This is a genomic window from Armatimonadota bacterium (genome assembly GCA_035527535.1).
Lineage (GTDB): Bacteria > Armatimonadota > Hebobacteria.
Genome location: DATLAK010000003.1, coordinates 1 through 11,868, shown reverse-complemented (window position 1 = coordinate 11,868; position 11,868 = coordinate 1). Strand labels below are relative to the sequence as shown.

10 protein-coding genes, 1 tRNA gene and 1 riboswitch are annotated in these 11,868 nt (G+C 67.9%); of the genes, 1 reads left to right on the top strand and 10 read right to left on the bottom strand.

What is annotated here, in order from left to right:
* Positions 1–1,379: phosphoglycerate dehydrogenase (gene serA, locus VM221_00125; protein HUT73227.1), on the top strand; the 1,379-nt coding region annotated here is incomplete at its 5' end.
* A 194-nt stretch (positions 1,380–1,573) separates the two neighbouring features.
* Here serA and VM221_00120 read toward each other — a convergent pair.
* The 10 genes from VM221_00120 to miaA all read right to left on the bottom strand — a co-directional run bounded on the left by VM221_00120 (position 1,574) and on the right by miaA (position 11,704).
* The gene (locus VM221_00120) at positions 1,574–2,950 is read right to left on the bottom strand and encodes a hypothetical protein (GenBank protein ID HUT73226.1); all 1,377 of its coding nucleotides are present in this window, start codon (positions 2,948–2,950) and stop codon (positions 1,574–1,576) included.
* Positions 2,951–3,132: 182 nt separating this feature from the next.
* Positions 3,133–3,209 (bottom strand) — tRNA-Pro (locus VM221_00115).
* 119 nt (positions 3,210–3,328) lie between these two features.
* Positions 3,329–4,693: a PKD domain-containing protein gene (locus VM221_00110; GenBank protein ID HUT73225.1), complete on the bottom strand. Its 1,365-nt coding sequence runs from the start codon at positions 4,691–4,693 to the stop codon at positions 3,329–3,331.
* Positions 4,694–4,727: 34 nt separating this feature from the next.
* Positions 4,728–4,802: riboswitch (cyclic di-GMP riboswitch) on the bottom strand.
* A 116-nt stretch (positions 4,803–4,918) separates the two neighbouring features.
* Positions 4,919–5,788 carry a DUF2268 domain-containing putative Zn-dependent protease gene (locus VM221_00105; protein ID HUT73224.1) on the bottom strand — a complete coding sequence of 290 codons (870 nt, stop codon included), beginning with the start codon at positions 5,786–5,788 and terminating at the stop codon, positions 4,919–4,921.
* A gap of 34 nt (positions 5,789–5,822) precedes the next feature.
* Positions 5,823–7,145 carry a GTPase HflX gene (gene hflX / locus VM221_00100; protein HUT73223.1) on the bottom strand — a complete coding sequence of 441 codons (1,323 nt, stop codon included), beginning with the start codon at positions 7,143–7,145 and terminating at the stop codon, positions 5,823–5,825.
* 23 nt (positions 7,146–7,168) lie between these two features.
* A complete protein-coding gene (locus VM221_00095; protein HUT73222.1) occupies positions 7,169–8,374 on the bottom strand; it encodes an LL-diaminopimelate aminotransferase in 1,206 nt (401 codons plus the stop codon).
* 68 nt (positions 8,375–8,442) lie between these two features.
* Positions 8,443–8,832, bottom strand: coding sequence for a GxxExxY protein (locus VM221_00090; GenBank protein HUT73221.1), 390 nt, complete (start codon positions 8,830–8,832; stop codon positions 8,443–8,445).
* Entirely contained in the window at positions 8,802–9,515 is a 714-nt protein-coding gene (locus VM221_00085; protein HUT73220.1) for a hypothetical protein, read from the bottom strand. Before VM221_00085 ends, VM221_00090 begins: the two co-directional genes overlap by 31 nt.
* 200 nt (positions 9,516–9,715) lie before the next feature.
* A complete protein-coding gene (gene dapF, locus VM221_00080) occupies positions 9,716–10,564 on the bottom strand; it encodes a diaminopimelate epimerase (protein ID HUT73219.1) in 849 nt (282 codons plus the stop codon).
* Between the two features lie 162 nt (positions 10,565–10,726).
* Positions 10,727–11,704 carry a tRNA (adenosine(37)-N6)-dimethylallyltransferase MiaA gene (miaA, locus tag VM221_00075; protein ID HUT73218.1) on the bottom strand — a complete coding sequence of 326 codons (978 nt, stop codon included), beginning with the start codon at positions 11,702–11,704 and terminating at the stop codon, positions 10,727–10,729.
* Positions 11,705–11,868: the final 164 nt, after the last annotated feature.

The window sequence follows — 11,868 nt, the reverse complement described above, 5'->3', positions numbered from 1 at the left end:
TCCCCCGCGCCGGGGTCGGGGTCGACAACGTCGATGTCCCGGCGGCGACCCGCCGCGGCATCATCGTCGTCAACTCGCCCGAGGGCAACACGATCGCGGCGACTGAACACACGATTGCGCTGCTGCTGGCGCTGTCGCGGCGCATCCCCGCGGCCTATGACTCGATGCGCCGGGGCGAGTGGAAGCGCGGCAAGTTCGTCGGCGTCGAGCTCTACAACAAGACGCTGGGCCTATTCGGCCTGGGCAAGATCGGCTCCGAGGTCGCACGGCGCGCGCACGCCTTCGGGATGCGCATCCTCGCCCACGACCCTTACATTTCCGCGGAGCATGCCGAGCGCCTGGGGGTGGAGCTGGTGAGCCTGCCCGAGCTGCTCGCCAAATCCGATTACGTCAGCATCCACGCCCCGCTCACCAAGGACACCCGCGGCGCCATCGGAGCGGCCGAGCTCGCCCGTTCCAAGCCCGGCCTGCGCATCGTCAACACCGCGCGCGGCGGCATCGTCGAGGAACAGGCGCTGGCGAACGCCGTCAAGTCGGGCGTGGTCGCCGGTGCCGCGGTGGATGTCTTCGAGCAGGAGCCGCCCCGGGAGTCGCCGCTGGTAGGAGTCGAGGGCATCATCCTTACGCCCCATCTCGGCGCCTCGACCGAAGAGGCGCAGGTGCGGGTGGCGGTGGATGTCGCGGAACAGGTGGTGGAGGTGCTGCACGGCCGTCCCGCGCGCACCGCGGTCAACGTCACGCCCGTGCGCCCGGAGGCGTTGGCCGCGCTGCAGCCGTACATCACCCTGGCGGAGAAGCTGGGGCGCCTGCAAGCCCAGCTCGCCGACGGCCCCTTGACCGACCTCGAGATCACTTACAGCGGGGAGATCGCCGAGCTCGACGTCACTGCGGTCACGCCGTCGCTCCTGGTGGGCCTGCTGCAGCCGGCGCTGGAGGAGCCGGTGAACCTGGTCAACGCGCCGCTGCTGGCGGAGGCGCGCGGGCTGCGGGTCAAGGAGTCCAAGAGCACCACCGCCGAGGATTACGCCAGCCTTATCACCACCCGCGCCGTGTCGGACCGCGGCGAGCACCTCATCGCCGGCACCCTGTTCGGGCGCAATGAGCTGCGCATCGTTCGCCTCGATGATTATCGCGTGGACTTCGAGCCCCGCGGGTACATGCTCATCGCCGATCACCACGACCAGCCGGGGGTGATCGGCAAGGTCGGCACCATCCTCGGCAGCGAGGACATCAACATCGGCGGCATGCACGTCGGCCGCAAGACGGTGCGCGGCCGGGCGTTGATGATCCTGTCGGTGGACTGCCCCCTGCCGCCGGCGGTGCTCAAGAAGATCAGCCGCCTCGACAGCATGTACAAGTGCACGCTGGTGGAGCTGTAGGGGGGCGAGCCAAGCGGGCTGACGGTGAATGCCTGCCTCAGGCCGGGATCGGTGAACAACCTGTAGGGGCGCACGCCTGCCCTGAGCTTGTCGAATGGGGCGTGCGCTCCATCCGAGCCGAGGGCGGCTGGGCCACATGTGAATGCGCGCCGCAGCATTCTCACCAAGAACAGCCGTGCCCTGCTTCGGTGATGCTACTGCACGCACCGCATCACAATGTCGCCCTCGTCCCGACGCTTCGACCCTGGCGGCGCTGGCGGCGGCGGCGTCCCCTTGTCATCCTTCAGGTTCGGCCCCCAACTGTAGATGAGAAAGCCCGCCCCATCGCGCCGGTAAACGAACGGTTTCCCCGAGAAGGGATCGGTGGGAAGCGCGCGGCCCTCGGCGCGCGCCAACTCCTCCAGCGACGTGGGGTAGCCGCCATGGTCGGCCCGGTAGGCTTTGAGAAGCAGCGCGATCCGGGCCAGGCCGAGGTGAGCTATCGCCCGGTCTCGCGCTCTGTGACAATTGCTGAACGCGGGGATAAGCAGAGCCGTCACCAAACGCGGCGGCATCCTGGGGAGCGTCTCGACGCTGTCCTCAACCCGAGGATGAATAGTCACCACTTTTCGGTAGGGCAGCGAGCCCTCCCTGACAACGCGCGCCATCAACTGAAGATATGTCAGCTCATCGGTCGCCAGCCACCAGCCAGTGAAAGCGCTTGACCGTGGGCTGCTCCAATGGCGCCCACGCCCCTTCTCCCCGCTGGCGAATTCTGCCACCGCCCTGAGGGGATCGCGTGAGGGCCTGAAACTATCGAATATGGAAATGCCCATGACCCGATTGCCCTTCAATGCGGCGACGTAGGAGGGCACCAGATCCATGCTTGCGATGTCCCCGGCCACCAATCGGCACATGGAAGCCGCGGGTTGGGAGTCGTGCAGGATGTCAGCCAATGACTTGACCGCCATGCCGATAATGCTGTACTCCGTCAGAGGGCCCAAGAGATTGGGTTCCTCCGCGGCGCGGGCGAGGCGGCAGTTGGCCGCGCTTGCCGCCAGCGCATCGTCCACATGCCCTTCGCGGAGCAGCATGGCGCTCTCCACGCAGAGTAGCCTGGAGCACATGCGCAATTGTCCGAGCTGCGGCAAAGCGACACCGTTGCCCTTGCTCCAGTCGAGGCGGAAATCGCACCGCGGCATGGTGGACGCGCTATGAATCAGGCGCAGGGCGTCGGCGTTCCTCTGTAGGATGCCCCGCGCCCGCTCGGCTATTGCGGGGTCGGCCAGGCTGGACTTGCCCGACAGGCCCTGACGAAGGAGACCCTTGTCGTTGTCCGAGAGCTTGAGCGCCGCGAATGCTCGTTGATAGACGATGGCGGCGTTCTGCGCATCGGGGATGGGCGGCCTCGCAAGCTGGGTCAGCTTGACCGGCGCGCCGGTGGCCGCGATCTGGTTCATGGCGCGCGCGAGGTCGCGTTCGGCGCGCCGGGCCTTGACGGGGACATACACCGCTGCGGCGCCGATGAGCAGGAGCAGCACCGCCCCCACTCCCATCAGCGCCCACACGGCTATGCGCAGCTTCCGCGCCATGGCGCTTCCCCCTCCGCAAGTCGTCACGAGATCCCTCGCGGAGTTTACCCCCTCGTTTGGCTCGGGGCAGGCTCTGAGCGCAGCCGAAGGGCTCGGGATGACAGACGGCCGCTTTCCGGACCGGCTCTTAGCCGCGCGCTTCGTCCACACGACGCCACTTGCGTTCCAGCAGTGCGAGGGGCTGGTCGGGGCGGGCAGACTTGAACTGCCGACCTCACGGTCCCGAACCGTGCGCTCTACCAAGCTGAGCTACGCCCCGCTCGATCGGATTATAGCAGAAGCCTTTCCCGCCGGTCAATCACACGCGCGCTGGGCGCATGAGCGACGGGGGGTTGGTGCGAAGATCAATCCGGCAGGGGCGGCTGCCGCCAGGGAGGGTCAACTGGACGGCGTGAGCACCGCGCTCGACGGGTCGAGAACGCCCTGCGCCGCCACGCCGTTGGAAACCTCGAACGTCAGCGCCCAGGCGCCGTCCACCGGCGCCAGCTCGGCCCAGAACTCGTACCCGTGGACGTCGTTTGCCGAGCACACGCCGCTGACGCGCCAGACGCCGGCATGGCACGTCACGGAGTCCACCGAGGCGCTGGTCACTTCGTCGCCCGTTTCGGCGTCCCGGCACACGAACTGGCCCGCCTGCGGCCGCCCGTATTCGTCAAACGCCACCAGCAGGCCGAATTGCCTGCCGCCGTCCTCCAGGCTGCCCCACGCAGCGAGGGCTTCTCCCTCACCAGGCGAGACCACGACCAGCTCCGGACCGGCGCTCTCCGCCAGGAAGCGGGCGTCCCCCGGGAAGTTGACATAGACCTGGTACACGCCGGGCGCCACCGAAATCTCGGCGCCGGGCGCGGTGGCGGGACCCGCCTGCGTGGCCTGGGGCTCAGCGGCAACCCGCCACTGCAGGTCGAGCACGATGAAGCTCACGAGCGAACCGATCTGCGAGCTCTCGTCCTGACCTGAGAGATCGAAGGCAGACGTGGAGAGTCGCAGAGGCGAGCCGCGCGGCGCCAGCCTGCTGCCGCCATAGGATAGAATCAGCGGCTCCTGCACCACGGGCTCCGGCGGCGTCTCGCCCACCGTCACCACCAGGGCGCTGGAGCCATTGGCGCCGCAGTCATCGGTGACGACCAACGCCACCACGTAGTCGCCGGGCGCAGCGAACGCGTGGGTGGGATGGCGCTCGTTCGAGCCGGTTCCGTCGCCGAAGTTCCACGCCCACGCCACGATCGTTCCGTCGGGGTCACTGGAGGCGTCGGTGAACGACACCACATCGGCGGTGGTGGGGGTGGCGGGGAGGCAGCTGAACCCAGCCTGGGGCGGGTCATTGACGACCGTCAACGTCACCGTGCAGCCGTCACCGTCCGTCCCCCCGGAGCCCGCGATGACGTGAACCCCCACGCTGCTGCAATAGACGCCGGCGGGGGCCCCGACGGGCACGGCGATGGTGATGATGAAGGTGGCACCGGCCTTGGCGAAGGTTGCTTGCCCGGGCGCGGCGCTCACCCACGCGGCGGGGATCTCGGCGAAACCGCTGACGGGCGCGACCGTGGGCGCGAGCGCGGTGACATCCTTGTTCTTGGTCCCGACCCACAGCGATAAGGCGCTGGACTGGCCGCAGTGCAACTGGAGGGATTGCTGCGTCGGTGCGTAAACAAGCGGCGGCGCGGCATGCGCCGCTGCTACGCCGAGACAGGTGAAGGCGGCAGCGCCGAGAACGCTAACCAGCCGATGCCCCAGGTGCCTCATGCATACCCCCTGCCAACTGCTTTGCAGTGCCCATTGGAGCAGCCAGGCTGTCTCGGAGAGACCCTTGGCTTTGCGACCCCACCTCGCGGCGGGTGTGCCCTTTATTCCAACTACACGGCCAATCTGAGCGTCACATACTTATTCCATGTTGCGGTGGGGGAACTGAGATGGCCGGGCGCTTGCCGTGTGGCTCCGGCGGGACACTGCGGGCGGCGCTGCCATCGCTCACCGCGCGCTGCGCGCAGCCGGACCGGCGACAAGGACGATGGAGGCGGGTGCGGCCAGCACCTCCCGGCCGGCCGGCGACAGGCCGTGCATGCGCGCGAACGCTCGCACCGCCATGTAGCCCAAGTGGCAGCCGAAACGGGGAGGATAATCCCGCCACCTCCGACCGCCGGAAACGATGCCGGCGAAGGCGTCGGAATACGGCGCGTCGAGGTGGGGACGCAGCGCCGCCCACAGCTCCGGCTTCAACTCCGCGATCTCGTGCAAGCGCCGGGGCGTCATGCGCAGGTGCCGGGTCAGCGGTTGCTCCGGGTATGCGACCTGCGCGAACGCGACCGCGATGCCCTCGGCGACCAGGCGGTCGGCCAGGGTCGCCGGCTCGGGGGCAAGCAGGCGGCGCGCGTAGTGGCCGTACTCGTGCGCGACCAGCAGTGGCAGCAGCGAGAACTCGGCGAAGCGCTCCAGGCCCACGCCGATGTGCCACTGTCCCGCCACCTCGAACAGGAATGCATCGGGGCTGAAACGGCCGATCAGCAGGTCAACTTGCGGCTCGGGCAGGCCTATCAGCGGCGCGCAGCGGGCGACGGCCTCGGCGGCCAGCGCCTCGGCCGTGGGGACATCCTCTCCGGTGGGTGTCCCCACATCTCTCTGCAAGGTATGTTGCAGCGAGGCGTAGTCGCCGGGTCGGAGGTCGGCGATGACCTGCCGCAGACGCTCCTCCTCGATGCCCCACACCTGCCGCCAGTAGGCCAGCACCTTCGCGCGCTGCGGGCCCAGGTAGTGCCGCTGGTAGGCGCTCCAGGGGTCGGCGCCCTGCGCGATGGCGTCCAGCGCCTTGAGGAAGCCGCGATAGGCGGGGTTGACGGGCATGGGCTGCCGGGCGGCGGCACGGCATGGCGTGCCGCTACGTCTTCACCTCGTTGTGCGGCGGCTCCTCGACGGCGTGGTCCTCCATGCGCGCCGCGACCTCGGCGGGGAGCCGCGCCACCAGCAGCACGCCGTCTTCGCGGTGGTCGGCCCTTTCCACTTCGCCGTGGTCGTAGGCGAGGGCCAGCAGGTCGCCGCGATCGTACGGCAGCAGCGCCTCGACCTCGACCATCTGCCGGCGGGCGAGAGCCGCGACGGCGGCGCGCAGGTCGTCCAGCCCCTCGCCGGTGCGCGCGGAGATGATGACGGCGGGATCGTAGCGCCGCGCCATGCTCTCCAGGGCCTCGCGGTCCTGCACCAGGTCGGCCTTGTTGAAGACCATGATGCGCTCGGCGTCAGCCACGCCCAGCTCGCCGAGCGCCTTGAGCACCGCGGCGTGCTGCTCGACCATGCCGGGGCTGGAGGCGTCCACGACGTGCAGCAGAAAATGCGCCTCCACCACCTCCTCCAGGCTGGCGTGGAAGGCGGCGATGAGCTGGTGGGGCAGGTTGCGAATGAAGCCCACGGTGTCGGTGAGGAGCACGGTCATGCCGTCAGCCTCGACCCGGCGCACGGTGGGATCGAGGGTGGCGAAGAGACGGTCGTCGGCGTAGATGTCGGCGCCGCTGAGGGCGTTGAGCAGGGTGGACTTGCCGACGTTGGTGTAGCCGACGATGGCGCCCAGCGGCAGCAGGGACTGGGAGCGCGAGCGGCGCTGCAGGCGGCGGTGGTCGCCGATGCGGCGCACCTGCTTGCGCAGGGCGGTGAGGCGGCGACGGATGCGGCGACGATCCATCTCCAGCTTGGTCTCGCCCGGGCCGCGGGCGCCGATGCCGCCGGTGGCGCCGCTGGTGCCCACGCCGCCGCCGAGGCGCGAGAGCATGACCCCGCGCCCGGTCAGGCGCGGCAGCAGGTAGGTGTACTGCGCGAGCTCGACCTGGAGCTTGCCCTCGTTGGAACGCGCGCGGCGGGCGAAGATGTCGAGGATGACGGCGGTGCGGTCGAGCACCGGCACGCGGACGATGCGCTCGAGGTTGCGCTGCTGCACCGGGGTGAGATCGCCGTCTACCACCACCAGGTCGGCGCGCTCGGCAGCCGCCGCCTCGCGCACCTCCTGCGCTTTGCCCTTGCCGATGAAGGTCGCGGGGTTGGGGGTGTCCCGGCGCTGGACCACCTCGCCAACGCTCTCCCCGCCGGCCGATTCGACCAGCAGCACCAGCTCCTCCAGCGATTGCTCCCCCTCACTGTGCGGCCGCTCCAACGCCGCCAGGATCGCGCGCTGGGGGCCGGGGCGTACGCCGTCTGGAGTCGTCCGTCTCAAATCCGTTCACCCGGCGCAAGCGGCTAGGACGCCGGCGCCCGCGTCCCCCATTTCAGTTCCAGCTTGCGCTCGATGCGCGCCAGCATTTCGCCGATGCGCTCCTGCGGATCCTGCCCCTGCACCGTCAGCGCCATGCGGATGAAGCCCTCGCCCTGCTCGCCATACGCACGGCCCGGCGTCACCAGCACCTGCGTCTCGTTGAGCAGCAGTTCGGCGAACTTGGCGGCGGTATAGCCCTCGGGCGTCGGCGTCCACACGTAGAAGGATGCCTTCGGCTTCTCGACCGGCCAGCCGAGCGCCTGCAGCCCTTCCACCAGCATGTCGCGCCGGCGCTGGTAGATGGCCAGCATCTCGGCCACGCACTCCTGGGGGCCGGTGAGCGCCGCCACCGCCGCCTCCTGGATCGCCAGGAACGCACCGGAATCGAGGTTGGACTTGAGCTTGCCGAGGGCGATCAGCGCCTGCGGCTTGCCGACCGCGTAGCCGATGCGCCAGCCGGTCATGTTGTAGGTCTTGGACAGCGAGTGAAACTCGACCGCGACGTCCTTGGCGCCGGGCACCTGCAGCAAGCTGTGGGTGCGGTAGCCGTCGAAGGCGATCTCGGAGTAGGCCATATCGAGGCACACGAGCAGATCGTGCTTGCGCGCGAAATCCACCACCCGCTGGTAGAAGTCGCACTCCGCCACCGCCGCCGTCGGCATGTTGGGATAGCACAGCATCATGATCTTCGCGCGCGCGGCGACCTTGGCCGGAATCGCCTCCAGGTCCGGCAGATAGCCGTTCTCCTTGAGCAGCGGCATCATGTGCGGCTTGCCTCCCGCGAAGCCGGTGTTGACCTTGTACACCGGGTAGGCGGGGTCGGGGATGAGCGCGAGATCGCCGGGATTGAGCACCGACCACAGCATGTGCGCCAGCCCCTCTTTGGAGCCGATCAGGCGCAAGACCTCCGCCTTCGGATCGAGCTCGACCGCGAAACGCCCCTCGTACCAGCGCGCCACCGCCTCGCGGAAGGCGGGCAGGCCGGCGCCGGTTTCATCGTATTGGTGGGTGCGCGGGTCGCGGGCGGCGCGACACAGGGCCTCGACGATGTGGGGCGGCGTCGGGCGGTCGGGGTCGCCGATGCCGAGGTCCACCAGGTCGGCGCCCTTGGCCACCATCTCGCGCTTGATGCGCGCCAGCTCGGCGAAGGGATAGGGCGGGGTCATCAGCACTCGATCGGCGATTTGCAAGGTCGTCCTTCCTTTCTATCTTGCTTGTGAACCACAGAGAGCACGGAGAACACAGAGAACGATCCGGTTCATTCTGTGGGAGCAGGGCCGTTGACGAACCGGCGGATGCCCTTCGCGAGAACCGGAACGTTGAAGTTGATGAGCAACCCCACGTGCAAGCCGGCAAGCTTGAGATAGGTCAACACCTGCGCCTCGTGAATAGGCACAATGCTCTCCACGGCCTTCAGTTCCACCAACACCTGATCGGCTACGATCATGTCTGCTCGAAAGCCGGCGTCGAACTTACGACCCTTGTACGTGACTGGAATGGCCTTCTGCCGCTCGAACGGAATCTGCCGTAGGGCCAGCTCGCGGGCCAAACACTCTTCGTACGCGCTTTCGAGCAGTCCGGGGCCGAGCTCTCGATGCACCTCGATAGCAGCGCCAATTACTTGCTCTGTGATTTCGTTGATGTGCATTCTGGTTGGCTGCCCGCATGGCCGGACTGGGCATCGGACGCCCTTGAGTTGCCGGCGAGCCTGAGAACGCGGGGCCGCACCTGGTAAGCCCAGTTCCAACCCATGTCGATGAGGAAGACCTTGTTGAACGGCTCCGCACTCACGTCCAGCCGCTTCAAGGTTTCGCGCATGTCTCCGCCAACATCGGGACGTGAACCGTCGTGAACGTCCTCTACCTCTGCCCCCAACACGACAAGCAGCCAAAGCTCCTTCAAGCCGCTTATATGATAGTCCTTGCGCGCCTTGCCCTCGATCGCGCCCCTCACTGCTGGCAGGGAAATGCCCGCCCACCCGGCTGTCAGATCCGCACACCGCCATAGGGAGATAGACCCGCTCGAGAGTCGGAGTGTTTGCACGAATTGATTCATTGCCGGATACCCGGTGCCGAACGGATTCCTGAGGACCAACTGGTCGCCCCTCTCCAGGTTCTGTGCGGCCGCGAATTTAGCCAACTCCTTCGCCAGGTCAGCACACTTCGTCTTCGGCGGAGACTTTCCAGCGACAAGAGAAACCCCACCGTAGATGCGCTGAAGTTCAGACCTGGCCTTCGCAATGGCACGAAGGCTCCTCTCCACCCGCCGCCATGCGTTCAGCCGCCGACGATCACCCGTCAACTCTGTCACCTCGACGCCGATCTTCGCCACGGTGCCGCCTTGGTCAAGCTCAATCCACCAGTCGGGGTGAGGGGGATCCTTGGGCGTGAGATTCCGCACCGGTGTTTCCAGTCGGCTGCAGAAAGCCTGAAGGTGTCGAAGCTCCCGCTGCTTCTGGGGCGTGAGCGACGAGTCTGATCCCAACTGTGCAGCCGTCTCTTCCGTCTCTGTGCCCTCTGTGTGCTCTGTGGTTAATCCCCTCCCGGCCACTCGCCGGCGAAGACCTCCTCCGCGGGGCCGGTGATGAAGACGTGATCGTCCGGGTTCCACGACACCCTGAGGTCGCCCCCGCGCAGGTGGATGACCGCCTTGCGCCCGCTGCGCCCGGTCAGGTGCGCCGCCACCAGGGCCGCGGCGGCGCCGGTGCCACAGGCCAGGGTCTCCCCCGCCCCGCGCTCCCATACCCGCATGCGCAGCTCCGCGGGGCCGACGACCTGGACGAACTCGACGTTGGTGCGCCGCGGGAAGAGGTCGTGGCGCTCGATCGCCGGGCCCAAGCGCTCCACCGGGAACTTGTCCACGTCCTCCACGAAGATGACGCAGTGGGGATTGCCCATGGAGACGCAGGTGGCCTCGAAGCGCTCGCCGAGCACGCGCAGGCGCTCGCGCAGGGGGCGGCCGCCCTTGCCTTTCATCGGGATTTCCTTGCGCTCCAGGCGGGGGACGCCCATATCCACGGTTACCGCGGTGACCTTGCCCGCGCGCAGTTGCAGCCGGGGGCGGATAATCCCCGCCAGGGTTTCGATTTCCAGCTCGCGCCGGTCGGTCAGCTTGTGGTCATAGACATAGCGGGCGAAGATGCGCATGCCGTTGCCGCACATCTCGGCCTCGCTGCCATCGGGGTTGAAAATCCGCATGCGGAAATGCGCGGCCTTCGACGGCAGCACCAGGATGATGCCGTCGGAGCCGATGCCGAAATGGCGGCCCGACATCTCGCGCGCCAGCCGCGGCAGGCTCTGCTCGGGTATCTCCAGGGCCCGGCTGACGCCGTCAATGACGACGTAATCATTGCCCAGTCCGTGCATCTTGGTGAAGCGCATCGCTTGTCCTTCGTTGACTGTCATTCCGAACGCAACGGCCCCTCGCTCGCTCGGGGCCGTGTCGTGAGGGATCCCCTACCAGGGATGATCAAGGCCGTCGCCTGCGTCCTCCAGCAAACCCGGCAGGGGATCCTTCGCTTCCCCGCAGGCGGCGGGCAGGTCTCAGGATGACAGCGTCGGCAATCCCGGGGGACTAAAGGAGTCGCAGATAATCTTGGCAACAGCGATGTTTCCGCCCGCGGCATCAACCGCGATCCACCGCAAGTCCGGCTCCGCGCGAAACCAGGTCAACTGCCGGCGCGCGTAATGGCGCGTATCGCGCTTGATGAGGCGCACCGCCGCCTCCAGGGTCGCCTCCCCTCGCAGGTGCTGCGCCAACTGACGATAGCCCAGACCCTTCATGGAGGTCATGTCCTGGGAGTACCCGCGGTCAGCGAGCCGGCGCACCTCCTCCAGCAGGCCGCGCGCCATCATCGCCTCCACGCGCGCGTCTATGCGCCGGTAAAGCTCGCCGCGCGGCAGGTTGAGCCCAAACGCCAGCACATTATACTTAGCCGGCGGCGCCTGGTCAAGGCGATGATGGCTGGAGATAGGACGTCCGGTTAGCACATAGACCTCCAGCGCGCGCACCACCCGGCGCACGTTGTGGGGGTGGATGCGCGCCGCCGCGACGGGATCCACCTGGCGCAGGCGGTCGTGCAGCGCTTGCGCCCCATGCCGCTGCGCCTCGTCCTCCAGGCGCGCGCGCAGGTCCCAGTCCGCCGCCGCGATGGGTAGGTCGAGGCCGTAGAGCACGGCGCGGATATACAGCCCGGTGCCGCCGCACAGCACCGGCAGCTTCCCCCGCGCGTGGATGTCCGTAATCGCCGCGCCCGCGTCCGCCTGGTAGCGCGCCACCGAGTATTCCTCGTCCGGCTCCACCAGGTCCAGGCAGTGATGGGGGATACCGCGACGCTCCTCGGGGGTCGGCTTGCTCGTGCCGATGTCCAGGTGGCGGTAGACCTGCATGGAATCGGCGGAGACGAGCTCGCCCCCCAGCGCCAGGCAGCACTCCACCGCGACCGCGGTCTTGCCCGCCGCGGTCGGGCCGACGATGACGAGGAGGGGCGCTTCAGACCTCGCGCAAGAACGATTGTTCACCGGCACGCAACTCTCAGGGAGCTTGATGAACGGCACACGGAATCAATTCGAGAACGGGTTCGCTCCAGACGTGTTCAGTTCGGCCCGAGCTTCCGTGATGCTCTCGCGCACCCTGACGTCGCTGTCGCGCAGCGCCTTCTCATAGTAGGGCCGGGAGACACCTC

Bases quoted from the DNA above. Each gene is read 5' to 3' on its own strand.
- VM221_00120 (HUT73226.1), bottom strand. From the start codon at position 2,950: ATGGCGCGGAAGCTGCGCATAGCCGTGTGGGCGCTGATGGGAGTGGGG.
- VM221_00110 (HUT73225.1), bottom strand. From the start codon at position 4,693: ATGAGGCACCTGGGGCATCGGCTGGTTAGCGTTCTCGGCGCTGCCGCC.
- VM221_00105 (HUT73224.1), bottom strand. From the start codon at position 5,788: ATGCCCGTCAACCCCGCCTATCGCGGCTTCCTCAAGGCGCTGGACGCC.
- VM221_00090 (HUT73221.1), bottom strand. From the start codon at position 8,832: ATGCACATCAACGAAATCACAGAGCAAGTAATTGGCGCTGCTATCGAG.
- dapF (HUT73219.1), bottom strand. From the start codon at position 10,564: ATGCGCTTCACCAAGATGCACGGACTGGGCAATGATTACGTCGTCATT.